At 48.0% G+C, this 25017-nt stretch carries 18 protein-coding genes and 1 other RNA gene; 13 read left to right on the forward strand and 6 right to left on the reverse strand.

The window, feature by feature from the left end:
- Nucleotides 1–125 precede the first annotated feature (125 nt).
- Nucleotides 126–752 (forward strand): stringent starvation protein SspA, encoded by a 627-nt coding sequence (gene sspA, locus CWB99_RS06960; RefSeq protein WP_010386598.1) that lies wholly within the window; start codon nucleotides 126–128, stop codon nucleotides 750–752.
- Entirely contained in the window at nucleotides 752–1201 is a 450-nt protein-coding gene (locus CWB99_RS06965; RefSeq protein WP_138550182.1) for a ClpXP protease specificity-enhancing factor, read from the forward strand. The genes sspA and CWB99_RS06965 overlap by 1 nt, the downstream gene beginning before the upstream one ends.
- 49 nt (nucleotides 1202–1250) lie before the next feature.
- On the opposite strand, the gene dolP is transcribed toward CWB99_RS06965, so the two are convergent.
- The 4 genes from dolP to CWB99_RS06985 are packed head-to-tail and all read right to left on the reverse strand — an operon-like array spanning nucleotide 1251 to nucleotide 4668.
- Entirely contained in the window at nucleotides 1251–1817 is a 567-nt protein-coding gene (gene dolP, locus CWB99_RS06970; RefSeq protein ID WP_138550181.1) for a division/outer membrane stress-associated lipid-binding lipoprotein, read from the reverse strand.
- A 3-nt stretch (nucleotides 1818–1820) separates the two neighbouring features.
- Complete coding sequence (locus CWB99_RS06975) at nucleotides 1821–2405, reverse strand: SIS domain-containing protein (RefSeq protein WP_138550180.1); 585 nt, start codon at nucleotides 2403–2405, stop codon at nucleotides 1821–1823.
- A 1-nt stretch (nucleotide 2406) separates the two neighbouring features.
- The gene (locus tag CWB99_RS06980; RefSeq protein WP_138550179.1) at nucleotides 2407–2772 is read right to left on the reverse strand and encodes a YraN family protein; all 366 of its coding nucleotides are present in this window, start codon (nucleotides 2770–2772) and stop codon (nucleotides 2407–2409) included.
- 3 nt (nucleotides 2773–2775) lie between these two features.
- Nucleotides 2776–4668: a penicillin-binding protein activator gene (locus tag CWB99_RS06985; RefSeq protein WP_138550178.1), complete on the reverse strand. Its 1893-nt coding sequence runs from the start codon at nucleotides 4666–4668 to the stop codon at nucleotides 2776–2778.
- 63 nt (nucleotides 4669–4731) lie between these two features.
- On the opposite strand from CWB99_RS06985, the gene rsmI reads away from it, so the two are divergent.
- The 6 genes from rsmI to secF all read left to right on the forward strand — a co-directional run bounded on the left by rsmI (nucleotide 4732) and on the right by secF (nucleotide 17105).
- Nucleotides 4732–5595 carry a 16S rRNA (cytidine(1402)-2'-O)-methyltransferase gene (rsmI, locus tag CWB99_RS06990; RefSeq protein ID WP_138550177.1) on the forward strand — a complete coding sequence of 288 codons (864 nt, stop codon included), beginning with the start codon at nucleotides 4732–4734 and terminating at the stop codon, nucleotides 5593–5595.
- A gap of 50 nt (nucleotides 5596–5645) precedes the next feature.
- Nucleotides 5646–6016: RNase P RNA component class A (gene rnpB / locus CWB99_RS06995), an RNA gene on the forward strand.
- A gap of 291 nt (nucleotides 6017–6307) precedes the next feature.
- Entirely contained in the window at nucleotides 6308–13480 is a 7173-nt protein-coding gene (locus tag CWB99_RS07000; RefSeq protein ID WP_171045283.1) for a LamG-like jellyroll fold domain-containing protein, read from the forward strand.
- A 226-nt stretch (nucleotides 13481–13706) separates the two neighbouring features.
- Nucleotides 13707–14273, forward strand: a complete 567-nt coding sequence (locus CWB99_RS07005) for a hypothetical protein (RefSeq protein ID WP_138550175.1) — start codon at nucleotides 13707–13709, stop codon at nucleotides 14271–14273.
- 113 nt (nucleotides 14274–14386) lie between these two features.
- The gene (gene secD / locus CWB99_RS07010; protein WP_138550174.1) at nucleotides 14387–16201 is read left to right on the forward strand and encodes a protein translocase subunit SecD; all 1815 of its coding nucleotides are present in this window, start codon (nucleotides 14387–14389) and stop codon (nucleotides 16199–16201) included.
- Nucleotide 16202: 1 nt separating this feature from the next.
- Nucleotides 16203–17105, forward strand: a complete 903-nt coding sequence (gene secF / locus CWB99_RS07015; RefSeq protein ID WP_138550173.1) for a protein translocase subunit SecF — start codon at nucleotides 16203–16205, stop codon at nucleotides 17103–17105.
- A gap of 49 nt (nucleotides 17106–17154) precedes the next feature.
- On the opposite strand, the gene CWB99_RS07020 is transcribed toward secF, so the two are convergent.
- Nucleotides 17155–19269 (reverse strand): winged helix-turn-helix domain-containing protein, encoded by a 2115-nt coding sequence (locus tag CWB99_RS07020; protein WP_138550172.1) that lies wholly within the window; start codon nucleotides 19267–19269, stop codon nucleotides 17155–17157.
- 190 nt (nucleotides 19270–19459) lie between these two features.
- On the opposite strand from CWB99_RS07020, the gene CWB99_RS07025 reads away from it, so the two are divergent.
- The 4 genes from CWB99_RS07025 (at nucleotide 19460) to CWB99_RS07040 (ending at nucleotide 21838) form a co-directional block, all read left to right on the forward strand.
- The gene (locus CWB99_RS07025) at nucleotides 19460–20353 is read left to right on the forward strand and encodes a hypothetical protein (protein WP_249331761.1); all 894 of its coding nucleotides are present in this window, start codon (nucleotides 19460–19462) and stop codon (nucleotides 20351–20353) included.
- Nucleotides 20354–20507: 154 nt separating this feature from the next.
- On the forward strand, nucleotides 20508–21017 hold the full coding sequence (locus tag CWB99_RS07030) for a hypothetical protein (RefSeq protein WP_138550171.1): 510 nt from the start codon (nucleotides 20508–20510) through the stop codon (nucleotides 21015–21017).
- Entirely contained in the window at nucleotides 21010–21231 is a 222-nt protein-coding gene (locus CWB99_RS07035; protein WP_138550170.1) for a helix-turn-helix transcriptional regulator, read from the forward strand. The genes CWB99_RS07030 and CWB99_RS07035 overlap by 8 nt, the downstream gene beginning before the upstream one ends.
- A gap of 151 nt (nucleotides 21232–21382) precedes the next feature.
- On the forward strand, nucleotides 21383–21838 hold the full coding sequence (locus tag CWB99_RS07040; protein WP_138550169.1) for a hypothetical protein: 456 nt from the start codon (nucleotides 21383–21385) through the stop codon (nucleotides 21836–21838).
- 44 nt (nucleotides 21839–21882) lie between these two features.
- Here CWB99_RS07040 and CWB99_RS07045 read toward each other — a convergent pair whose 3' ends face one another.
- On the reverse strand, nucleotides 21883–22218 hold the full coding sequence (locus CWB99_RS07045) for a DUF4879 domain-containing protein (protein WP_138550168.1): 336 nt from the start codon (nucleotides 22216–22218) through the stop codon (nucleotides 21883–21885).
- Nucleotides 22219–22359: 141 nt separating this feature from the next.
- Between CWB99_RS07045 and CWB99_RS07050 the strand changes: the two genes are divergently transcribed.
- Nucleotides 22360–25017: WD40/YVTN/BNR-like repeat-containing protein (locus tag CWB99_RS07050; protein WP_138686203.1), on the forward strand; the 2658-nt coding region annotated here is incomplete at its 3' end.

The following is a 25017-nucleotide window of genomic DNA, read 5'->3' on the forward strand; positions in this document are numbered from 1 at the left end:
TGGACACTTACCAGCAATTGATGCAATAGGGGCTTAAGCCCCTATTGCTGTTTTTATCGATTTTATTACATAAAATTGGTATTAAAGTGATGTTATTACTTTGTCATTAATTTATGGAGGTAGGCATGGCCGTTGCTGCCAATAAGCGCCCTGTTATGACTCTTTTCTCCGGTGCAAACTGTATGTACAGCCATCAGGTTCGTATCGTATTGGCCGAGAAAGGGGTAAGTGTCGATATTCATCTGGCCGAAAAGGACAACTTGCCAGAGGCACTACATGAGATTAACCCTTATGGTACAGTTCCCACTCTGATCGACAGAGAGTTAGGTCTGTATCAGGCAAATATCATAATGGAATACTTAGATGAGCGTTTCCCTCATCCTCCATTAATGCCTGTCTACCCTGTTATGCGTGGTCGCAGTCGTCTGATGATGCACCGTATTGAAACTGACTGGTACAGCCTGGCGGAAAAAATTGCGCAAGGTGGTGCTGATGCTGAGCAAGCACGTAAAGAGCTGACAGAAGCGTTACTTGCGATTGCGCCTATCTTTAGTGAAGCGCCTTACTTCATGAGTGAAGAGTTCAGCCTGGTTGATTGTTACCTGGCTCCACTGTTGTGGCGTTTACCACAGCTTGGCATTGACCTGTCAGGTGCAGGTGCAAAAGAGCTGAAAGAGTATATGTTGCGTTTATTTGAACGTGATTCATTCCAGGCTTCATTGACCGAAGCTGAGCGAGAGATCCGCAGCTAATGACTTCAAATCGCCCCTACCTATTACGTGCTTTCTATGACTGGATTGTAGATAACCAGTGTACACCGCATATTGTGGTCGATGCTGAGTATCCAGCGGTCGAGGTGCCACGTCAGTTTGTTCAGCAGGGGCAGATTGTGCTGAATGTGAGTCCTTCAGCAGCTGCTAACTTCTTAATGGACAATGACGCACTGAGCTTCAATGCGCGTTTCTCTGGTCAGCCAATGCAGGTATATGTACCGATTGGTGCAGTACTGGCCATCTATGCGCGTGAAAATGGTGAAGGTACGATCTTCTCCGAGCCGGATCTACCGCAAGATGACGAGGCGACAGAAGAACATGCTCAGACTCAAGAAGTGATGACTGAGGAGCCTGTTGAAGCCCCTTCAACAGATAAAGAAACGTCTGAAAAGACGAAAAAGCCCTCGCATCTGAGAGTGATAAAGTAGCCGTCAAACAACAAAAAAACCTGCCGTCTGGCAGGTTTTTTTATGTCTATTATAAGATTTCGAAGGCTTTAACGACTTTAAGCACGCCATGGACATTGCGCGCAATTTCAACAGCGCGATCCGCTTCATCCTGATTGACCAGGCCCATCAGAAAGACTTCGCTGTTTTCAGTCACCACCTTAATATTGCCACCATCGATATGATCGTCTGCAATCAATTTGGTTTTAACTTTGGTGGTCAGCCAGCTGTCGTTAGTTTGTGTGGTGATACCGATATTGCTACCTATACGCAGCTGGTTGTATATGCGTTTAATGCCCTGAATACTCTGCAGGGTATTGTGCGCCTGCTGCTTCATTTCTGTGGTACTCACCTGGCCTACCATCAGCACATGGCCGTTGACACTCACCAGGCTGATATTGGCATGGTTTGCCAGCGCAGGAATGCGCTTTAGCGCCAGCGTTCCTTTAATTTCGATATTGTTATCATCGATTTGTGAACCCAGTGTTCGTCTGTCATTGGCTGAAGTCACGGCACCAGCCGTTCCCGCGACTACTGCGGCGGCACAGCCCTGGATCAGTAGTACGGAGCAAAGTATCAGTGCAGGTCGTTTTAACATCTTTTATGCGTCCTGTGGAAAGAGAATATTGTCGATTAACTGGCTCAGGCAGTGTACGGTAAACAGATGGGTTTCAAGAATGCGGCTTGCCCGCTTGCTGGGTACGCGTATTTCTACATCATTTGGCCCCAGCAGACCAGTCAGCTCTCCGCCATCATCCCCAATCAAGGCGATGACATTCAGGTCATTCGTCAAAGCGGCTTCCACGGCGCTGATCACACTTTTCTCGTGCCCATCGATGGCAACCACAAAAAGCAGATCATTTTGATTGGAAATAGCACGAACCTGACGCGCAAAATAATCATAGCCCTGGCTTTCTTCAGTGTTGCTGAGGTTAATCTGGGTCTGGCTCAGCGTCAGTGCTGGCAGGCAAGGTCGTTCAGTTTCAAAGTAATTGACCAGCAGGTTACTAAAGTGATCGGCAATCATGTGGCAGCTTGGCACACCACAACAGATCAGTTTATTGCCGTTGATCAGGCACTGTGCAATGGCATAAGCCGTTGACTCTAATACTTCAGGCAGCGCTTCACCTGCGGCAATTTGTGCCTGAATGCTTTCGGTAAAGATCTCTTTTATTGATTCTTGCATACTAAGTAATATTTCTAATCCATTGGATATCTGGGTTCTTATCGCCTTGAATTGCTACAAAGTCTATTCGTAAAGGGACATTGTGCAACGCAGATTGTTGCAGGTAATTATATATACTGCGACGTAATTTTTGTAACTTACTTTGACTCAAAGCCTGCAGCGCACCACCAAAACCACCACCTCGGCGAAATTTTACCTCAACAAAGACCCAGGTATCACCGTCTTTCATGATAAGGTCGATTTCGCCATATCGGCAGAGATAATTGCGAGTTATGCTCTTAAGACCTTGCTTATGTAAGAAAGTTTCAGCAACCCTTTCATAGTGTTGGCCTTTTTCTCGGCTGTGATTAAATAGGTTGCCAAACATAACTTATTGCTGCGCCTGGTAGTCGTCATACAGCTGTTTCATAAACAGCGGGGTTGGAGCCCTCTGATCCAGACTGACCAGCCTGATTTGTTTCTTGTGATATTGCGCCCAGCTCAATTGACGGCTGATCCGGTTTGCCTCTTTGATAGTGAGTGCACCAGTCAGGCCATCAAACTCTTTACCGGGGATTTTGCTCAGCTGTTTAACTTCCGGGATCAAATTGAACGCATCATAGGCCATGGCGAACAGACGCTGTTCAATGTCGGATTGCTCAGGCCACAACTGGGTGTGTTGCTCGCGCAAGCTTTGCGACTTAACCGCGCCTGGTAACATCCAGGGGACCTCAGTGAAGAATAGCCCATCGAGATCCCCCTTATCTGTCTTGTCTATCTGTTTGCTGTAGCTACGTGAACTGGCATACAGCGGAATACGATCGGCAAAGGTGCTGACATTTACGTCCAGGTAAGGTTTTAGCAAACGGGTTTCGATGGCATCACCCAGAATGTAAATGGCATCTATATCACGGCGTGAGCGCGTTTCACTTTCCAGTTCGCGCCTGAACATACGTTTGATGGTCGCTATCCGTTGCTTTGAGCTGTCAACTTCAAGCAGCTGGCGAACTACTTGTGCCATGTTTTCACTGTCTGAGTACAACCCGACTTCAGGCTGAGTTTCACTGTATCTTTGCCATTGTGTCTCGAAATGATTGATCAAGCGTTTACCAGAGGCCGTATCGGGTGCCAGCAGCATAGGTTTTTGATAGCCCTTGGCCAAAAAGTGCACCATCGCTTGTTCTACTTCGTGCTCGGGATCCAATGCAAAGTAATAATGGTTGGGGTTGTCTGGCTGTGTTGCAGCATCAAGCGTATTAAGGAACAGGGCCGGTGTTGTAGTCAAATAGGTACTGGCGGTGAGCTTCTCAACATTACTTTTCAGTAACGGGCCAATCACGAAGTCGGCCTGGCTCTGCTGCAGTTCCCTGTCTATTTGTGCTACATCCAGCGTTTCATCAATAAAGAAGATCTCTTCGACCCGGTTATTGTCCATGGCAGCTAAAAATCCATTTTTCAGGGCTCTGCCTAGTCGTTCACTGCTCCCCGAGGTGGGTAACAAAACCGCTAATCGAGTCACTTCGTAAGGAGCCAGGTCCAGTGTGGCTTTCACTTTCGTCGGAATAATTTCACTACCCGGATGATTGGTATAGCGACGTTGCCAGTTATTCAGTGCCTGATGAAGCTGCACCGTCGACCCCAGATAGATTTGATGATATTTGGCCAGTTTAACCCAGCCCTGTTGTACGACCGTTCCGCGATCAAATCGCTCTAACGCGTATGAAGACAGCTGTTGTAGTGCCTGCCAGATATCCTGATTCAGCCCGGCAATGTTTAACTGATGTTTGTTTGCCAGATCCGCACTGTTGAAGTAATGCACCAGGGCTTTTTTGGGAAGCTGTTGAGCGGCATACACACTACCCATCAGATACTGATGCCAGGCCTGATGCTCTGGCAGTTTTAATTTGCTTTCTAAGGTTTGCAGTAGAGCCAGCGCACTGCTGTATTTTTGCTGTTGCTGTCGGGCCAATGCGGTATAAAGCTTGTTTTGTACATGGTCAACACTGGCCTTGCTTTCGAGTTCACTGCAGGCCTGTTCCAGAATGGGCCAGTTTTGCTCGTCAATGGCGGCCTGTCTTGCCAGATACAGCAACTGAATTTTACTTGCGCCTTGTTTACGATTCGCTTTATCAAACAAGCCCTGCGCATCCAGTTGTTCGGCTGGTGCGGTGGTGGTTGTCGCTAATGTCTGTTTGTCTTGTGTTGATGCTGTTTTAGGGGTTGTGCCGCAGGCCGATAACCCCGACAATACCGCAATCACTAGACTTATATTTTTCAGTCGCACTCGCAAACCTTTACTCATACCTTTTGTTTGTGGATATCTTACTGACTGACCCTGGAGAGCTCAATGACAAATGCCGAAATCTCAGACAAAATTGGCACCCTGTATATCGTTGCCACACCCATAGGCAATTTAGAAGACATCAGTGAACGTGCGCTGAAGGTGCTGGCAGACGTCGACTTAGTGGCTGCCGAGGACACGCGGCACACAGGTAAATTATTGAGCCACTTCAGCATAAAAGCAAAAACCTTTGCGCTGCACGACCACAACGAAAAACAAAAGGCGCAGCAGATCCTGACTTGGCTGGAGCAGGGCATGGACATCGCGCTGGTATCTGATGCCGGCACGCCGCTGATCAGCGACCCAGGCTATGCGGTGGTGAACTTATGTCGTGAAGCGGGTGCTCAGGTCACGCCTGTGCCTGGTGCCTGTGCCGCAATTGCCGCGGTAAGCTGCTCAGGGTTACCAACCGACCGCTTTCAGTTTATCGGTTTTACGCCTGCTAAAAGCCAGGCTCGCCAGAGCTTCTTTAAAGAGGCGCATGAGTCCGGTATCACCAGCATTATGTACGAAAGCACCCACCGCATCATGGCGAGCCTGGCTGACTTGCAAACGGCATTGGGTGAGCAACAGCAAGTGGTGTTCGCCAAAGAGCTCACCAAAACCTATGAAACCTTTTTCAGCGGGCCTGTGTGTGAGCTGATCGCCTTTCTTGAAAACGAACCTGAGCGTCAGCGGGGTGAGCTGGTGCTGATGCTGCCGGGCAAAACCCAGGTGAGCAGCGAAATGACGCCTGAAGCCAAACAGCTGATCGGCTTGCTGGAAGGGGAAATGCCGCTGAAAAAAGCCTGTGGTATTGCCGCCGAGTACTTCGGATTGAAGAAAAACGCCCTGTATAAAGCCATTATTGCCGAGCGTGAAGGGGAATAAACGCAAATTAATGCTGCGTTTTACGCTAAAGGTGCGTATAATCGCCCGCCTGAGTCAGCCGGATAATCGCTGCCTGTGACGAAAATGATCAGGGGGAGGAAAGTCCGGGCTCCATTGGGCAGGGTGCCAGCTAACGGCTGGGGGGCGTGAGCCTACGACAAGTGCAGCAGAGAGAAGACCGCCTAAGTTCTTCGGAACCGGTAAGGGTGAAAGGGTGCGGTAAGAGCGCACCGGGCCACTGGTAACAGTTGGTTGCAAGGTAAACTCCACCCGGAGCAAGACCAAATAGGGTTCCTTATGGTGTGGCCCGCATCGGAACCGGGTAGGTTGCTCGAGCTTGGGAGCGATCCCAAGCCTAGACGAATGATTATCGATCTCCCTCGGGAGAGAACAGAACCCGGCTTACAGGCTGACTCACCCTTTTTACATTAGCAAACGCTTGTGCTTGCAAGCGTTTGCTAACCTGCTTTTAAAATCTCTCGGTATTTCCACGCCTTCGCTACACAAAACGTTATATGACAAATGTACTTGTATATATCTCATTGTTCTATAGTAGTTAATTTGGGTTTTCTTAGACATGCTCAGGGCGCAAAGAGCTAATGAGAAATGTCTACACTTCCTCATTGTATCCATATTTAAATCTCATTTTTGTGAGATAAATTCATATCTTAAGCTGTATTTGCCGACTAGATAGAGGGGTATGAATACTATAATGCGGAACAAACTGTACCTGGCATTGCTGACTGTAGGGACTAGTTTCCCTAATTTTGCTCAGACAACTCTGGCCCCATTGACAATAAAAGTTGATGAAAATACTAAAACGAACACAACCATTGGTACTGTTCGTTTTCTTGATGGCGTATCAGATAAAACGGTGCGTTTAGAGGTTGGAACAACAGAAATCAAAAACTGGGTCACAAACGGTGAAGCGTTTGAGCCCATCTCATTTTCATCGGCCTTTACCCAAGCGCCTATTGTTTTTGGCCAGATCCAGTCTAACAGTGACTATACGGTAGAGTATGAAGTAAATACCTACTCTTATAATGGTGTAGAGGATAAAAACCACAGCGACCTGTTAATGCGTCATCGTTTAAACAATGTGACGGCCTCAGGTTTTGAAGCGATCCTTGAGTCACAGTTAGACAAAAAAGGCACTAGTGTTATTCAAAATTTCACTAATACAGGTGCAGGTGAAAAATTAGGTTGGATCGCATTTGCTGAACCTGTTTCAGCGTTTTGGAATGACAAACCAATTGACGTGTCAAGCACAGGCACAACGGTGACACATAATACTCATGGTCATGCGTTTAGCGTACCAATGACAGACACTCCAGTCATTCTAACTTCTTTATCTTCATACAATGGTACCTCTCAAAGTGGCGTTGCAATTGAAGAATTATCTGCAGATAAAGTCAAAGTGCATATTGATAACCTTGATGATGCGGCGCACGTGGCGGAAAACGTCAACGTATTTGCATTGCAAGGCACGGGCTTATTGGTCACAGAAGCGAGCGCCATCGTTGGTGAAACGGGCGTGATCACAGTTTCTGATACAGACATCGAAAATCCATTTTCCATCACATTCTCAAAGTCTTACAGGGAGCCAGTTGTATTTGTACAAGCGGTTGGTAAAGATAAAGAGATCTTCGACGCAGCAGTGCGTATAAACTACATCGCGCCAATGATGTTACAAGGTTATTTGCATTCAGATAACGAAAACCTTGTGCCAAATCGTTTTGGCGAATTTGAATTGCATTATCAAATTTTCGAAGCCGGTCGTTGGGATATCCCACTAGAACATTATACCTATTCAATTGTTGCTGGTAACGATGCCGGTGTATTCACCGTTGATCCAGTTAAAGGTGACATCAAAGTTGCTGACCAAGCACAACTAGATTACGAATTAGGTAACAACCAGTATGTGATCACAGTTCGCGTGACTGATGGCGCAGGCAATAATTATGATTCACAAGTAACTATCAACGTTAATGACATCAATGATTCATTAAACAACAACGCACAATCTATTGACGGTTTAGAAGCAGCCGATTGGGCGGGTTGGGCAGTGGCGCCAGCAGGTGACGTAAACGGTGACGGTTTTGACGACATCATCGTAGGTGCGCCTCAAACTGATGTTCGTGATGGTGACGGTGCGCTTATCACAGAAGACAACGGTGCAGCTTACGTGCTATTTAGTGATGAAACTGGCACCTTCCCAACGTTAACCCAAGTTCAAGGCGGTACGCGTGGTTTTGGTATCCTTGGTGCACAAGCTGGCGATAACGCTGGTTTTTCAGTAGCAGGTGGCGTTGATATCAACGGCGACGGGTTATCTGATGTTGTTGTAGGTGCACCATATGCGGGCACTAATGGCGAAAATTCCGGTTCTACTTATGTCGTATTTGGTAAATCAGATACTAACTATGTGCCGCTTCAATACTTAAACGATGGCAGCAGCGACAAAGGCTTTGCAATTCACGGTGCTTACACTCAAGACTACTCTGGTGGTTCTTTAGTGGTTGGTGATGTGAACGGTGACGGCCTTGGCGATATTGTTATCGGTGAAACAGTCACTCGTTTCTTAGCCGGTACAGGTTCTTTTGCATTAAGAAATTTAATAGAAGACGGCGCCGCTGATCCAAACCTGGCGTATGTTGTTTACGGTAAAAAAGATAAACACGTTGTTCAGCTAGCTAACGTTGCAACAGACTACAATACACAAGGTTTTGCCATTACTCGTCCTAACAGAAAGTTATTCAGCGACTGGCATTACGGCGCACAAGTATTACCAACGGGTGACTTTAATAGCGATGGCTTAACAGACTTTATTGTTAGCCACGGTTTATTTGTTGATACCTCTGGTACAAGTTATGTTGTTTATGGCCGTATCGGTGGCGAAGCGATTAAATACAACAATATTTACAAAGACGAACACGGTATTAAGATCACGCCAGAAGGCAGTGACAACTACGGGTTTGACTTCGGTAATGCCACTCTTAATGCTTTGCCATCTTTTACTACTTCTCATGTCGGTGACGTAAACGCTGATGGTGTTGACGATATCGCGTTATTATTGACAGACACAGGGTGTTGTTCTGCAATCGACGATCCTCGTGCTTACATTATCTTCGGTGGTGCTGATTCTACTGACGAAATTAACCTTGCCGATATTGCTGACGGTAACGGCGGTTTTGTTATTCACAACGATGCGTCAAACATCGACCACAGTGACTTACAAGTTATCTTGGGTTCAATCGGTGGGGCGGGTGACCTTAATGGTGATGGTTTTGACGACATCATCATTGGCGACCCGTTTGCAGAGGATAACAAAGGTCGCGTATACGCAGTTTATGGCCGCGCAGGTACAGAGCCAGTGTATTTAGACAGCATCATAGAAACTAGCCAAGGTTTTTACTCTGAAGGTAACGGCGGTGAGCAGTTGGGTCAGTTCATCGCAAGTGCGGGTGACATCAATGGCGATGGTATCAAAGACATCCAATTCGGTACGCCTTCTGCGAACAAAAACAACCAAGCAAACACAGGTGCAATTTATGTTCTTAATGGTGACGGTAAGTTAGTAACGCTTTGGGGGACTGACGGTAACGACACTATCACAGGTACTGCGTCTGCAGATAACATTGCCACAGGTACAGGTGACGACGTCATTCGAACTAACGGTGGCACTGATGCCGTTTACGCAGGTCCTGGTGCAGATACCATTTACATTTCTGACAACACCTTCACACGTATTGATGCTGGTGGTAACACAGATACCTTAGTATTTGACGGTTCAGGTATTAATCTAGACCTTGCAACTCAAGCTTCTCGTGTTCGTAACGTTGAAGTATTTGATATCCGTGGTTCGGGTGCTAATGCAATCACGCTTAACAAGAGTGTGAGCAGTAACTCAAACTTGCGTATTTTAGGCGACAACGACGACTTTGTTGGTGCATCAAACAACCAATGGGTCGATTCTGGTTCAACACAAGTGATCGACAACATCACTTATAAAGTGTTTACGTCTGGCTCAGCAACTATGTTAGTGCAAGACGGCTTAACCGTTACGGTTAACAACGAGCCTACTATCGACCCACAACAGTTCTCTGTAAGTGAAGCAGCTGCGAGTGGTACAGAAATCGGCACATTAGAGGCAGATCCTAACGATATTGGTGACTATGTAACCTTCCAAATCCTAAGTGGTAACGAAGACGGTGACTTGGTGTTAGATGCACAAACGGGTGTGTTAAGCATTAGCGATACGGTTTCTCGTTTGGACTATGAAAACACCCCAAGGTACACCTTAGAAGTCATAGTTTACGACCAATACAACACCACTGACACTGCAGAAATCACTGTTGAAGTACTAAACATGGAGTCGATGGAGATCACTTTAGAAGGTGATGTAAGTGGTGAAGGTAGTTACTGGGGCGAAAACACGGTTTTAGATTTGCTTGGCATGAGTGCTCCTGAGTGGGCGTCAACAGAAACTAAGCATACTTGGACTGTGCCAGAAGAAAATCTACCAGATGATCCTGCAATTATTAGAATTGAATCACACGGTAAAATCCATTATGTGGGCGGCATGAACTTATTCGGCGGTTGGGTCGAAGCTGACATTCCTCTTGAGATGGACTTACGATTCCCAGATGAAATAGCTGCTGGTCAGCCAGTTAATTTAGCAACCAAGTTTACCGTTGGTGAAAATGCAAACTTCATCGCGTCGTCTCCTGGTGTGCAAATTTCGGCTGAGTTAATTTTTGAAGACTATTTAATCAAATATGAATCAGCGCTGTTTGAAAAGCTAAATGGTCAAACCAAAATCGATTACGCTTCTTATGAGAAAACGGTTGGTTCAGAATCCTTTGGTGTTTACGGTGACAACTGTGCTAACGCGCTTAATCGTGCCGATTGCTATGAGTTGGAAGACGGTGTAGAAGTTTTCGATTTAACTCGTAACTTAACTGATGAAGAAATTACGTCTTTGACAGAAAGCTACTTCTACGAGTTATCCGTTGCTGTTGCAACTGAAAACGCAAAAGCCAGAAGTGATGATATTAGCTTTGGTACGAGTGTGGTAAACGGTGTGGAAGTTATCGACGCTGTATACGCTCACTTCGGTTTAACTGATGGCGTTGAAATCATCAGTACAGATGTTTCTGATCCGACAGCGACAACCATTGCCTATATTCCGGCGAATGTATCTTATGAGAATATCGCGCTATTTATTAAAAACTTAACGCGTGATTCATTAGCTGAATTATCTTCTAATGCTAGAAAAGCGATTGAAAAAGCGATTGATTTAGACGTAGATAAGTTACGTTTCTTAGCTAGTCACGACTTAGTTGATTGGGTATCAGAAGAGGTCTATTGGGGTTCTAACTGGACCAAGTGGCATGCTGCAGCAGGCATGGAAGCAATGGAAGGTACGTCGGAACAATGTATTGACGGATATTTCGCACCGACCGGTGAAGATTTATATCGTCGCTACAAATACAGTACGCTTGATACTTTCTTAAGTGCAGCGCTTGATTTAAAACAAGACTTTGAGTTGAACATTGAATCTAGCGCTATTTTAGTTCTTGAAGATGGTACTGAGATTTACTTTGACCCGGAAGAAGATATTACCTTTACACCTGAGCTAAGCCATGACGTTAACAATGATGGCATGATTGACGCAACGTTAACCGTTAATGCAGCATCGAACTTTGTTAATAACAGCAAGATGAGTGCATTCTTTAGAATGCCATTTAAATTGCTTGAGTTTGAATACAACGTGCAAGAAGCGATTTGTTCAGCTGACCAAGTTTATACTATGGGTAACCAAGGTTTGATGTTTGAAAAAGGTTCTTATGGGCCATTATTAGACAGCGAGAAAGTGGTTACGGCTGGCGACACAGACTTTGGTGGACCAACGGAAATCACTATTGCACAAAACTCCTTCACTACAGCATTGTCATTCGACTTATGTAGCAACAGCGCAGCGTGTGGTGAACCAGTATTATCATTTGGCAACAATGCGCCAGTTGCGTCTGATGTAACTGTAGCAGGCGAGTATGTCGGCAAATCAATATTAACTGCATCTTACACTTATGCCGACCATGAAGGTGACTTGGAATCAGGGACTCGTTACCAATGGTATCGTTCTGCGACAGGCAGTAAGGACGATGCACAGGTAATTGATGGTGGACTTTACCAATCATACACCTTGTCATTAGAAGATATTGATAGCTATGTTGCTTTTTGTGTAACGCCAAATGACGGTACGTTATTCGGTGACCCTGAATGCTCTGAGTGGACTTATGTGGAAAGCCCGTTCCATCAAGACTTGTCTATTATGAACAGTTTTGGTCAATCAATTGTGCTGAACGGCACAGATCAGCTTATGGTTCAAACCATGGGTTCAGGTTTCAATCCAAACAGTTCATACACAATTGAAGCATGGGTAAAAGTGAATGCTTTAGATCCTGAGAACAACGCTAACTTGTTTACTTTCTCGGAAGGTGCAAATTCTTCAAATGCAGCTATCCGTATTTTGAAAGATGGTACTTTACGAGTAAAAGCTACCAAGTCTGCATACAAGTCAACACAAACGATTACTGTAGGTCAGTGGCAACACTACGCATTAACTTATGATCAACCAACACAAACAGTATCTTTATACTTAGATGGTGAGTTGGTGGTCTCACAAGTAAATGCCGCTAATGACGCCAACGTGTACTTTGTATGGGGTGCAGGTAATGACCGTGTAAGCAAGATGTTCAATGGCCAGATTGACGAAATCCGTGTCTGGAACTACGCAAAATCACAAGATTCTATTGTTGCACATCGCAACTTAGGTGCGTCGTTAAGTGATTCAAGCTTGTTGTCTTACTATAGCTTCGACAACGAATTAGAAGGCGAAGTTGAAGATTTAACGGGTGAAAGCACAATGGAACTTGTTAACACACCGACGTTTGAAAAACATAATGCTTACTTAACCTTCGATGGCAATAGTGACTATGTTGAAATCGAGCATGATGATGATCTGAACTTTACTAGTGGCAATAGCCTTACTATTAAAGCGAAGATTTATAAAGCACCAGGTAGTAAAAATAGTAACCGCGTAATTGCAGCTAAAAAAGCATCTGACTCTAATGACGACATCGGTTGGCTATTACGAATCAATAACTCGAATCGACTTGAGTTCAGGTTCGTCAATGACAGCAATGCAAGCAGGAATATTATTGCATTTAATAGTTCTAAGTATAGCTTAAGTAACTTGGCTGATGGCCGTTGGTACGATGTCGCTGTAGTTGTAGATATGGAAAATAAAAAGTGGAAGGTTTTCGTAAATGGTACATTTGTTAGACAAGCTACTTTATGGGGTATACAAGTAAACAATACGTTACCTATTCGTGTTGGTGCATACAGCGGCGACGAAACAGTGGTACATAGTTTCAAAGGTTACATCGATGATGTGGCGGTGTGGACACGTGCGTTAACTGAGGAAGAAGTTGCTACTTGTACTGCCGAAATGGTATCTGGCTGTGAAGAAGACTTATTGTTGTACTATGACTTTGAGCAAGACAGAGCGAACAACGTAGCGAGAGATGAATTTAACGGAACTATCTATGGCGCAGTTGAAGTAGGTAATAACCTTGATGTTAAGTTTACTACGACTGAGTATGCTACTTTTGCAGGCAAGCTGCCAGGTGGCGCCGGGGTGACATTTGGGTTGGCAGATGCGCCAGCCTACGGCGAGGTAGCCATCAGCGAATACTCAGGTGAATTTATTTATACACCAAATGGTAGTGCAAATGGCGCAAGCGACTCATTTAGTTATTACATTTACAGTAGTAGCAATGGTCAAAGCCAGAAGCAGATGGTCACCATTGAGTTTGAATAAGCTCAATAGCGTATAAAAAGTTTGAAGCCGCGATAGCAAAAAGTGTCGCGGCTTTTTTGTTTCGATAATATTTATGAGATCGTTACGCTAAAGGCAGTGATTTATTAGGGCTGTTGGTAGGGCATATTTTTGTACACAATGCGTGCAAAAGTACAGGGGGCAATCGAATGGTGCATGTTGGCTTTTACCGCTATGTACATGCCCGATATCGAGGTCATTTTTTGTGATGGCTATTGAAAAACCGTTTTGCCGACTATATCTTCACCCCATGAGTTATGAGACATTTGCCAAAATACTGCGGTGTTTAGTGCCGTTTTTGCTGTTATGTACGCTACTGAATATGGGTAGTCGTGATGCCGTGGCCGCAGATTGGCAAACTCAATCCGTCTCTGTGGTTGTGTTGTCACAGGCCGCGAGTGCCGAGCCACATACAGAGCCCGACGCGAATGATCTCCGGCATAAAGCCACCGACACTGCGCTGGTAAAGCACTTGTCTGCGCCAGGTAGCAAGGTGTCGCATTCACAACCGGCAACTTATCCCGCGCAACTGCCGTCACAGAGCCGATTAACGCATCCCAGTTATTTTCTGCATCCGGACCAGCAGCCGGATTATGAGCTACTCTATGTCTTTGCTGACCCCGACTTGTATCGGGTGAGCCAGCAATATGTTCATCAACCTTTGACGCGACCCTGGCATCAATGTGCGACTCGTGCACGCACGGGGCTGATCAATGACTGTCAACCCGCCAACTTAACCTATCGAGCAAGACTGACTTATCAGCTGAGCGCCTGATCTCACCACACAAACCGACCGCAAGGTTCGGTCGGATTACAACACGTTTTATCAGGTAAATAGCAAAGTGTGAGCGGCCAAATGAGGCGGCTCATCGTTAAGTGAGTCTAATTATGAATAGAAGAGCGAACGCTGCGAGTACGGCCTGGCCGGCGCGGCTTAAACGTCTGCTGGTGGTAGCCGTGATCCTGGTGCTGGGTCTGTGTGCTATGCCCAACTTATATCAAAACACCACCCAACTCAGTATCCGTACACTAACATCAGAGCCGGCAGCACCCGGCCCGGACCAGCTTGTGCAGTTGCTGCAAAGTCGCGGCTTTACCGTGGCTGACATAGAGTCGGGCGAACCGACTTTGGTTACATTAACTCCACAGACTGCCTCCGCTGCAGCGCAAGAGGTATTGGCTGAGGCTTTGCGTGGGCAGGCTTCAGTAAAAGTGGTTGAACAAGCTACCGCACCTTACTGGCTGCAACGACTGGGCCTGTCTCCCATTAAACTGGGTCTTGATTTAAACGGTGGTGTACTGTTCGTACTGAAAGTCGACACAGAGAAAGCATTGGAAAAGCGCATGGAAAACATTGCGCTGGAGGCCAAAGCGCTGCGGATCCGCGACAAGTTAAAGGGGGTGCGTGTTGAGCGCAGTTCGGCGTCCGGTCTTGAGTTGGTGGCACTTCCTCAGGGAGAGGCGGCCTTGCACCAGTTGCAGTCGGCATTACTGGATCAGTTTCAGCATCTGAGTGTCAGTACACACCAACAAGGCAGCTTGTTGCGTGCTTCCTTAAGCTACGATGAGACCGGCAAGGCGGCTTTTGAAAAGCAGACTATGACACAGGCGCTGACGACGTTGCGCTCTCGGATTGAAGAGCTGGGTATTACAGAAGCTGTGACGCAGCGTCAGGGCGCGAATTATATTCGCATTGAACTGCCCGGAGTGCAGGATCCTGCGGCAGCAAAGCGGATCATCGGTGCTACGGCACAATTGTCTTTTCACGCTTTGCAGGAATTCGGTGGCAAGCGGGTGAAGGCTGAACACGGCATGGTGGGGTTAGATCCACGAGCCATCTTTACGGGGGCCGATATCGACTCAGCGCAGGCTGGCCGGGACGAATACGGAAAACCTCTGGTACAGCTGTTCTTATCATCTCAGGGCGGCGATAAAATGCTGCGTTTTTCCCGCACGCATGTGGGTCAGCCTATGGCGACCATGTACAGTGAGTACATTGCCGACAGCCAGGGAGAGATCCGCGAAAGCAGTCAGGTGATCTCAGTGGCTACCATCCAGCAGGTACTGGGACAGCGCTTCAGCATAACCAATTTAGGGTCGTGGCAAAAAGCGCAGGATCTGGCACTGCTACTGCGTGCTGGCTCCTTAGACGCGCCCCTGACCATAGTAACCGAGCGCACTATAGGACCGAGTTTGGGTGAGCAGAACATCAGCAGCGGCTTTGCGGCACTGGCACTGGGTCTGTCACTGACGCTGGGTTTTATGTTGCTATGGTATCGTAAACTGGGCGTTATTGCCTGCGTGGCGCTGGTGGCAAATCTACTGTGTTTAGTGGGTCTGATGTCTTTGTTACCCGGCGTAGTGCTAACCTTGCCGGGGATTGCGGGCCTGGTCCTGACCATTGGCATGGCAGTCGATACCAATGTGATTATCTTTGAGCGGATCAAAGAAGAAAGGCGCCAGGGAAGCAGTATGCGCGCGGCGTTGCAACGTGGTTATCAGCAAGCGCAAAGCAGCATCATAGATGCCAACCTGACCACCATGATCACTGCATTGGTGTTGATGTCCATCGGCTATGGCCCGGTTAAGGGCTTTGCCATCACCCTGGCACTGGGGATCATGACCAGTATGTTTTGCGGTGTGGTGGTGTCTGGTCAACTGTCTCAGTGGTTCTATCGGACCAAGCCGGTAACAGGAGCCTGATATGCGCGATTTATGGCAAACACTTCGAACCTCAGGCTTAGCGCTGAGTCTGATTGCGATGATACTCAGTTGTGTGCTTATCAGTCAGCGAGGTCTTGAGCTCGGGCAGGATTTTACAGGTGGCTATGTGACTGAGTTTCAGCTTGCTCAGGATATATCCGGTGATGAATTACAACACCAGCTGGCACGTCATGTGAGCGGAGAGTTTCGTTTATCTGCTCAGGGGGCACTTCACTGGCAAGTATTCCAGCCGCCACATAATGACAGCCCGACGCCGCTTAACTGGCACACTCAGTTACCCGACAACCTGGGAGTGGAGATCCTAGACAGCCGTTTTGTGGGTGCCCAGATTGGTGCTGAACTCATTGAGCAGGGCGGTCTGGCATTACTCGTTAGCGTACTGGCCGTAGGCCTGTATCTGATAGTACGATTTGAATGGCGACTGGCTGTATCGGCAAGTCTGGCCCTGCTACATGACGTGCTTATCACGTTGGTTTTTTTCGCTGCGACCGGAATGGAGTTTGACCTGACGGTACTGGCCGCCTTGCTGGCCATCATTGGCTACTCATTGAATGATTCGATTGTGATTGGCGATAAAGTCAGAGAGCTGGTTCGCGCCCGTCCGGATAGCACCGTGAGCAACACCATTAATGTGGCGTTGGGCAGTACCCTGGGCAGAACCGCCATTACCTCGCTGACGACACTGACCACCATAGCTGCACTTTGGTGGCTCGGTGGAGCCAGTTTACAGGGGTTTGCGAGTGCATTATTCATTGGGGTTGCAGTAGGGACCTGGTCTTCCGTTTTTGTCAGTGCAACATTGCCGCAGTGGCTGGGCCTGAGTCATCGTAATTATCAGCGCACGCTTAGCGAGCAGGAAAAGCAACAGCTTGCTGAGCCTTAACCCGTGCTTTGTATTGCTCAAGGGCTGATAGTGGCCTTGAGCAATACAATTAATCCGCCAGTAGTAACTCAACCACTTCCTTACGCGATGTGAGTTGTTTGATGAGGAGGATTTGCTCATTGTTGACGGCTGAAATGCGGATAATGTCGTTTGCCACAGTGGTGATGATCTCAAAATCACCGCTGTGCAGATCGTAAGACCACAATTGTGTATCCTCGTTGATCCCATACAAGGTATTGCCAAACGCGGTAAACAGTCGCTCGCTGCCTTGCGTCAATAGTGGCTCAATCAGCTCGTCTTCAACCGGGCCGGATCGCCAGAAGCGATCCATATGATCGGAATAGATCAAAGTGCCATCGGTGGTTTTCAGGGCCCAGGTGACCTCGCGGTCGTTCAGCACGCGTATGGCTGAGTTTGTCAGGTTCAGCTCGGCAAATGTGAGCACCCCATTTATTTTGAGCTGGGCAAGTGCCGTTTGAGCGCGGCTGTCCCAGTAAAACAAGTGCTCTACCGGATGCGCCAGAGCAATGGCGTGCGCAGCGCCATCCAGTACGAACTTCACCAGTGCTTTGTCGGCGTTGGTTAAAAGCTCGCTGCCATCGGCTGACCAGTGGGTTTCGTATAAAAAGGTATCCATCGGGAAGTTACTGAGCTGACGGGGGACCTGCCCGTCGCTGAGCCAGATCTGCATTTGTCCGGAACGTGCAGAATTAAAGGCGAGCAGGTCACCACCCGGCTGAAATATCGCATTGCTTTCTTCCTTAGTTGAACGTTCAATGATCTTTGCTTGTGATGTTTGTAGCGAGGCATCATTGCCAAACGGCATAGTGAGGATATCACTGTCATATTGTCCCTTAATCACCAGCATGCGGTGACCGTCGGGATGAAACACCGGTGAGCCCATAGGTTCATCGACCGGCAGGGTCACTGGGCTGACTTGTCCCTGATAAGTCAGGGTATATAACTGCCGTCCGGTGCTGAATGCCAGCTGGTTTTCATAGGGCGAAAAATTGGGGTAGATGGGCCTGAACCGGGCAATGGTATTGGGGTAGTGAATGCGGTGACTGGATACCAGCTCGCCATCGGGCCTCAGCATATCAAGATAGTAGTGCTCACCCTCACCAAGGCGCACCACCGCTAGCAGGCCGTCTTTACGGGAATAATCATAGCTGATGATGTCGCCGTTGCTGATCTCATATAGGGGCGTGCTGCTGTTATCTGTCATTGAGTAGCGGATCAGTTTCCAGCGCTCGTCCGTTTTTTGTAGCAGGGCGATATGCTCGCTGTCGAGCCATTGCGGCTCTCTGATCTGTGAGTTTTTGCATTCCAGCACGCGAGTGGGGGTTTGCGGTGTTTGCAACGCTTTATCGAAATCCAGCGTCATCAGGTGATAACAGAGTTTCTGGGTTATGGGCTGCACACAGGTTGAGGTTTGCACGAATGCCAGTGTTTTGCCATCGGGTGAAAATTGATGCTGTCCGTTGATATCCAGGTTATCCGTCAGACGAAATTCCTGCTGGGTGTCGATACGTTTTGCCCAGATATTGTTACGACATAGTTCTGTGGAGTAACGGTGAAACACAATATATTCGCCGTCGGGTGAGTAAACCCCGGCCACTTCGCGATTGTCGGTGGCCGTCAGTGGTCGAAACTCGCTGATGGTCAGCTGTTCGCCTGAACTTGGTTCAAACAACACAGAAGCCGCAAGGCCAACTATAAAAAATGCCGCCGCAAACAGGGCAAAACCGAATTGCGAGCGCGAACGTACCTGAGTTGGCGCAGGTGTTTGGCTTGGTTCGCTTTGAGTGTCCTCTGTGTACTGTGCCGGTGCTGCGCTTGGCGGCTGGGTTTGCCAGCGTACTTCACATTCCAGACTATAGCCCTGCTTGGCATGGGTCTTAATGAACTGCTGCTCTTTGCCATCATCACCCAGTGCTTTTCTTAACTGAGCAATGCAGCGCTGCAAAGTATTAGGCGAGACGATGGTGTCCCGCCAGACTGCATCCAGTATTGCGTCCTGACTGAGTACCTGACCCTGATGCTGAGCCAGCACAGTGAGCACCGACAGCGCCTTGGGCGTTAAGGATTTTACCTCTGCTTTAACGGTGATTTGATTGCGCGATAAGTCTACAAAAAACTCACCAATCCAGTATTGCTGTGTCATAACACCCCTAGTGCGCTTGGCGCTTTCTGCACCTGTACCAAAACCTTACACTGAATTTTATGTAAGATTTTGATAGTAATGCTTTTTATGGTTTACAGATTAAAGTCAGCGAGAAGTCACTATAAAGCCCAGTTTTAATTTTTGAAACGATTAAGGTGAAGGCTTATCTATCCGCTTACATGGAGAATATATGATGAAGTCTGAATTACCAAAGTTACTTTTTTCTGTTGTTACCCTGCTGCTGTGCAATAACAGCCACGCTCAAGGTGTGTTGCCGAATATAAACGGTCCTTATCTGGGCCAGACACCACCCGGGCTCACACCCGAAGTGTTTGCCCCTGGCATCGTATCTACACCCGAGTGGGGAGATGCGGTGCATTTCGCACCTGATAAAGAAGTGCTTTATGTATCTCGATGGCGGGTGGCCAATGGCCAGCGTGAAACGGCTCATGTGGTACTCAAACGAGTTGCCGAAGGCTGGCAAAAAGTTGTGACTGAGCATACAGGCCGTGCGGCGTATTACAGCCCGGATGGTCAAATGGTGTTTTACGGCAAGCAATATAAAACACGCACCTCAGACGGATGGTCTGAGATGAAAAAGCTTGGCCCTGCATTTGATGATATCCCTGTGATGGGGCTTAAAATGTCGCGAAAGGGCACGTTAGTGTTCGACGAGTTTACTCGTGACGGTAATGGCGTACTGAGATACTCAAACTGGGACAAGGGTGAATGGCAGGCACCAACAGCGTTTAGCAAAGCAATCAATACAGGTAAGTGGAATGCCCATCCGTTTATCGCACCTGACGAGTCTTATGTTATGTGGGATGGTGAGCGGGAGCAGGGGTTTGGCAGCTCCGATCTTTATATCAGTTTCCGTCAACCTGATGGCGCCTGGGGTGAGGCGATTAACCTGGGTGAGCGAGTCAATACGGCTGCCGAAGAAGGGGGACCTCAGGTGACGCCAGATGGTAAATACTTATTTTTCAACAGAATGGTTAAACCTAAAGGAGAAGTAGGCGAGGCACAGTCCGACTTGTTCTGGGTCGATGCAAAAATTATTGATGAGCTCAGGCCCGTTGACTGAGGCTTTGAATGTTCAACTCTGCATGAGCGATGATGCCTATCTGGGGTTATGATGTCATGCATTTATAACCAAAAGTAAAAGATATTTGACATCGGTAGGATTTTCAATCAATATTGGGTCAAATATTTTTTACTTTGAGTTAAGGATGGTAGTCATGACTAGCAATGAAAAATTAAAGGTGCTTAAGGCGTTGCTCGACTCGCTGAGTTTTCGGGATCTAACCCTGGCTCTGGATTTATTGGTGACGGGTGCCGTGGTCTATTTTTATGCGTCCAGTTTAATGGCAGCCAGTGCCGAGCAGCTGGCCAGTGGTGTCTGGATATCTCAACTGCTCGTTAAAGTTGTGGGTGTTTCGATTGTTCTGTCTATTGTTAGTCAGCTATTGCTGGAGCTGGTCAGTGATGGCGAAGTCGATCAGCCGATGGATGAACGAGAAAAACAGGTATCGCTGGTGGGCAATAAATATGCACTATGGACGCTTCAGGCGGGGGTTTGTTTTGCGATTGGACATTACGCACTGGAGCAAAATGGTCTGGGTGTGGCTGAGCGTGCGCCATTGCCATTTTTCACCTTGCACATCATGGTTGGCGCCTTTTTATTGGCGGAGCTGGTTAACTACGCCACTCAGTTGATCAGAAACCGTATGGTGACCATCTATGGCTGAATGCGCAATCACAAATCAAATCAGAACCCTCAGATTTATGGCGGGCGAGATGACGCAAAAAGAGCTGGCAGAGCGTGTTGGTGTGACCCGTCAAACTATTATGGCGATTGAGGCAGCAAAATACTCACCATCACTGGAGGTGGCGTTTAAAATTGCCCAGGTATTTGGTAAGCCGCTGGAATCTGTTTTTCAGTATCAGCATCGTGAGCTGTGAAAAAAGTCGGTACGTAAATAAAATTAGCTAGGTAAAATGGATGGTTTTCTTGGCACCTTAATTGCATTAATAAAATGTAAATAGCGGGCCTGCTTAGTTTGCCGTTGAGAGATGACCCGCCCTAATCTCCACCAATGGAAGGATATCATCAATGAACGCAATTAATGCAAGCGCTGGCGCCAGCGCAGCCAGCCAGGTCTACGCGACACGCGCAACTTACACAGCCGACCAGCAAACCGCTGAAACAACCAAAACTGCAAGTGATACTGTCACGCTCAGTGATAAAGCCAGGCAGGCGGAAAACAAGTGGCAAGAACTTGCAGCCAACTATGATGTACACAATATGTCGGCAGGTGAAATGCGCAGTCTGTCACGAGAGCTATTTGATGGCGGCTTTATCGGCACGGGTGAAATGATGGTGATAGGCGCACCGACTGCTATGAATGAAGATCCGCTTAAGAAGCACGATTTACTGAACGATATGCGTCATACCTATCAACTATCGTCCGCCATGGGTGGGCACAGCAAAGAGTCCAGTGAGCTGTATCTGAAATCTATCGAAGTGCTCGAAAGATTGGGTAAAACCCGCTCTGATCCCGCAGCTTAACAAAATGGGTGCATAACAGCTGAATGCACCCGGTGTTCAAAACACTAGTTGATGTACAGAGAGTCACTCCAGTAACCAAACGGAGAGGCCACTGAATTCGCCGAGGCTTTTACCTGACCTGCAGACTGACCGGTGAAATCCCAACCATACAGCCAGCCAGTGACAGTTTCCCCTGCCTGACAGCGATGCAAATTAGAACCGCATCGCGCCTCTCTGAGCGCAGCAGACTTCGACAGGCCATTCATGGTAGCGTTATTTGGATTACCGTAGCCGACTTGCCAGGCATACACAAATAAGTAGCTACCACCATGATTTGTGCTGCCGGTTGAGAAGTCACCCGCCAGAATGGTTTGGTCGCCACCTTGCTGTGATCGTACCAGGCCAAATTCAAAGTATGCGTGTCAAGACCACAGTGAGGTTGTTTATCTGGTATACAGACTTGTTACGTATCTGATAAGGTGACAAATGAGCGGCTATTCAGGTCGTCATTACAGGATAAAAACAATTAAAAAGGAGTGAATATGCGTCATAAAACACATGCCCGCTGGTTGGGGGGTGTCGCCTTATCAGCGATTGCTGCAGCGGTCATTTATGCAAATCATCAACCCACCATTCACGATATAACCCCCACAGTGAAAGTGCACGAGAAAAATATTCGCGAACCCGATAAGTCGATGCAGAGCCTGATCCGCGTTAATCCTGCGCGTCAGGTCGATATACAGGCGCGATATGAGCAGGCTTTCAAGCAGGTCCAGGCACACAGAGCAGAGGAATACTCAGACACCCAGTGGCAAAACTTGGGGCCAGAAATGGTTGGTGGTCGAACCCGGACCCTGGTATTTCACCCGCAAAACCCCGACGTTGTGTTCACTGCCGGGATTTCCGGAGGAATATGGAAGTCTGTGGATGGCGGAGAGAGCTGGCAGCCGGTTGCCAATGACCTGCCCAGTATGGCGATAGGCACTCTGGTCTTTGACCCTGCAGACAGTAATCGCCTGTTTGCGGGCAGCGGTGAAGGAGTCTACGTGGGTCGCGGATTCACGAACAGCATCGGCTTTGCAGGTGATGGCATCATGACATCCGAGGATGGGGGCGAGACCTGGTATCAGCTGGAAAGCACTAACAATAATGTCAATTTCCAGTATGTAAACAAGCTCCGTTTTGGAGCCAAAGGTCGCTTGTATGCGGTGACGAATACCGGGATTTGGCTGTCTGATGACAAAGGTGAGCGCTGGCAACTGGCACTGGATCAAAGTGAGGTGGTGGGCGGCTGTCTGGAACTGGCGGTGAGCCCATTAAGTGAAGAGCAGGATCGCATCCTGGCAAGCTGTGGCAACTTTGGCGAGGGCGGTGCAGTCTATTTGAGTCTGGACTCAGGACTGAGCTGGCAGGCGGTGATTGCAGAGCCTAATCAGGGGCGGACGACTTTGGCCTTTGCGCCGTCAGACCCAAGCACGGTTTACGCACTGGCTGCGTTTAACGCTCGGGGAGAGATACCCCATGCGCTGCAGGGCTTGTATAAATCCGTGGACGGGGGTGAAAACTGGACGCTGGTCACAGGTCCGCAACACCAAGATATACTGGGCCGGTATGTGCTCTCTAACCCTTCGACACTGAATTGTGACGATCCACAGCGGAGTTTCATTTATGGTCAGGGCTGGTTTGATAATACGCTGACTATAGATCCCACAGATGCGAATGTGATCTGGGTTGGCGCGGTTGAGTTGATGCGCTCCGCAGATGGTGGTCAGAGCTGGCAACAGATGTCATTTTATTATAGTGGCGAGGCGCTCCCGCATGTGGATCACCATGGACTTTACTTTCACCCCAACTACGATGGAGTCAATGAAACCCGACTATATAACGTCAATGACGGTGGTATTGCCCAGACTGACAACCCCTTTGCGTCAGGGGTGAGTGCCTGTGCAGAAGAGACTGCGGAGATCTCCTGGCGCTCTTTGAACTCAGGTTACAATGTCACCCAGTTTTACCACGGCGATGTATCGGAAGATGGCAGCCGGGTAGTCGGTGGCGCTCAGGACAACGGCAGCTGGATGTATACCCCAGATATGGGGTGGCAGGATGTCGGAGCCGGTGATGGTGGTTATGCGTTTTTTATTGATGAAGCACGTACGCTCATGTCCAGTCAGAATGGCACTTTGTTCCTGCGTGAAAACGGAGAAAACCGCTATATACAAAAAACGGACTATGAAAATGCCCTGTTCATTGCACCTTATGTGATCGATCCGAATTACTCAGAACGAGTCTGGCTGGGCGGGCAGAGTTTATGGCGTCTGGATGAGCTAGCTGATGGTCAATTTGAGCGCGCATCTGAGCGGTTTACCGAGGAGTATCGCCGGGGGATCACTGCGCTGGCGGTTAAACCGGGAGACAGCAACACCGTTGTTTACGCACAAACGGACGGCGCGCTGAAGCGCCTGACTAATGCGCTGAGCGCAGACAGCACGACCATAGGGCAAGATATCAGTTTCTCTGACACCGCCTATGTGCGCGAATTACACTATAGCCTACATAACCCCGCACATATGTATGCGGTCACATCCACATTTGATGAAAAACACATCTGGAAGAGCGAAGACGACGGGACCAGCTGGCGAGCACTCGACGGCGAAGGGGAAGGGGCGTTTCCTGATTTACCGGTACATACTTTGGTTGAGCTCAAAGAAGACCCGGATACCTTGTTCATTGGCACAGATTATGGTGTGTATCACACGGATAATGGCGGCGAGCACTGGCAGCCTTTCATTCACGGGCTGCCCAATGTCGCTGTGTATCGCATGGTATTGAGGCGTATTGAGCACATCAACTATCTTTATGCATTCACATATGGTCGTGGTGTATATCGTATTGCGCTGGATGTACCGAACCAGGCACCACAATGGCGTCAACAGCCTGAGACACTGACTGTCAGGCAGGACGAGTCCATAACGCTAGAATTGATCGAGCTGGTGGTTGACTTGAACGGGGATGACTACCAATTTAGTGCCACTGAGTTACCGCAAGGGTTCGAATTGACACCATGGGGGACTCTGAGCGGGCAGTTTTCCCAACCGGGCGAGTACAAGGTGACTATTGAAGTCAGTGATGGTGAACTCAATCAACCGCTTGAGCTGGAGTTTGATGTTGAAGCATCCAGTGATGGTTCAGGCGATGGTTCA

The sequence above is a fragment of the Pseudoalteromonas rubra genome, assembly GCF_005887095.1.
GTDB classification, from domain to species: Bacteria; Pseudomonadota; Gammaproteobacteria; order Enterobacterales; family Alteromonadaceae; genus Pseudoalteromonas; species Pseudoalteromonas rubra_E.

Excerpts from the sequence above, each read along its gene's own strand:
- CWB99_RS06980 (WP_138550179.1), bottom strand. The coding sequence starts at position 2,772 with ATGTTTGGCAACCTATTTAATCACAGCCGAGAAAAAGGCCAACACTAT.
- CWB99_RS07005 (WP_138550175.1), top strand. The coding sequence starts at position 13,707 with ATGGCTATTGAAAAACCGTTTTGCCGACTATATCTTCACCCCATGAGT.
- CWB99_RS07035 (WP_138550170.1), top strand. The coding sequence starts at position 21,010 with ATGGCTGAATGCGCAATCACAAATCAAATCAGAACCCTCAGATTTATG.
- rsmI (WP_138550177.1), top strand. The coding sequence starts at position 4,732 with ATGACAAATGCCGAAATCTCAGACAAAATTGGCACCCTGTATATCGTT.
- dolP (WP_138550181.1), bottom strand. The coding sequence starts at position 1,817 with ATGTTAAAACGACCTGCACTGATACTTTGCTCCGTACTACTGATCCAG.
- sspA (WP_010386598.1), top strand. The coding sequence starts at position 126 with ATGGCCGTTGCTGCCAATAAGCGCCCTGTTATGACTCTTTTCTCCGGT.
- secF (WP_138550173.1), top strand. The coding sequence starts at position 16,203 with ATGCGCGATTTATGGCAAACACTTCGAACCTCAGGCTTAGCGCTGAGT.
- CWB99_RS07000 (WP_171045283.1), top strand. The coding sequence starts at position 6,308 with ATGCGGAACAAACTGTACCTGGCATTGCTGACTGTAGGGACTAGTTTC.
- CWB99_RS07020 (WP_138550172.1), bottom strand. The coding sequence starts at position 19,269 with ATGACACAGCAATACTGGATTGGTGAGTTTTTTGTAGACTTATCGCGC.
- CWB99_RS07030 (WP_138550171.1), top strand. The coding sequence starts at position 20,508 with ATGACTAGCAATGAAAAATTAAAGGTGCTTAAGGCGTTGCTCGACTCG.
- secD (WP_138550174.1), top strand. The coding sequence starts at position 14,387 with ATGAATAGAAGAGCGAACGCTGCGAGTACGGCCTGGCCGGCGCGGCTT.
- CWB99_RS07025 (WP_249331761.1), top strand. The coding sequence starts at position 19,460 with ATGATGAAGTCTGAATTACCAAAGTTACTTTTTTCTGTTGTTACCCTG.
- CWB99_RS07040 (WP_138550169.1), top strand. The coding sequence starts at position 21,383 with ATGAACGCAATTAATGCAAGCGCTGGCGCCAGCGCAGCCAGCCAGGTC.
- CWB99_RS06965 (WP_138550182.1), top strand. The coding sequence starts at position 752 with ATGACTTCAAATCGCCCCTACCTATTACGTGCTTTCTATGACTGGATT.
- CWB99_RS06975 (WP_138550180.1), bottom strand. The coding sequence starts at position 2,405 with ATGCAAGAATCAATAAAAGAGATCTTTACCGAAAGCATTCAGGCACAA.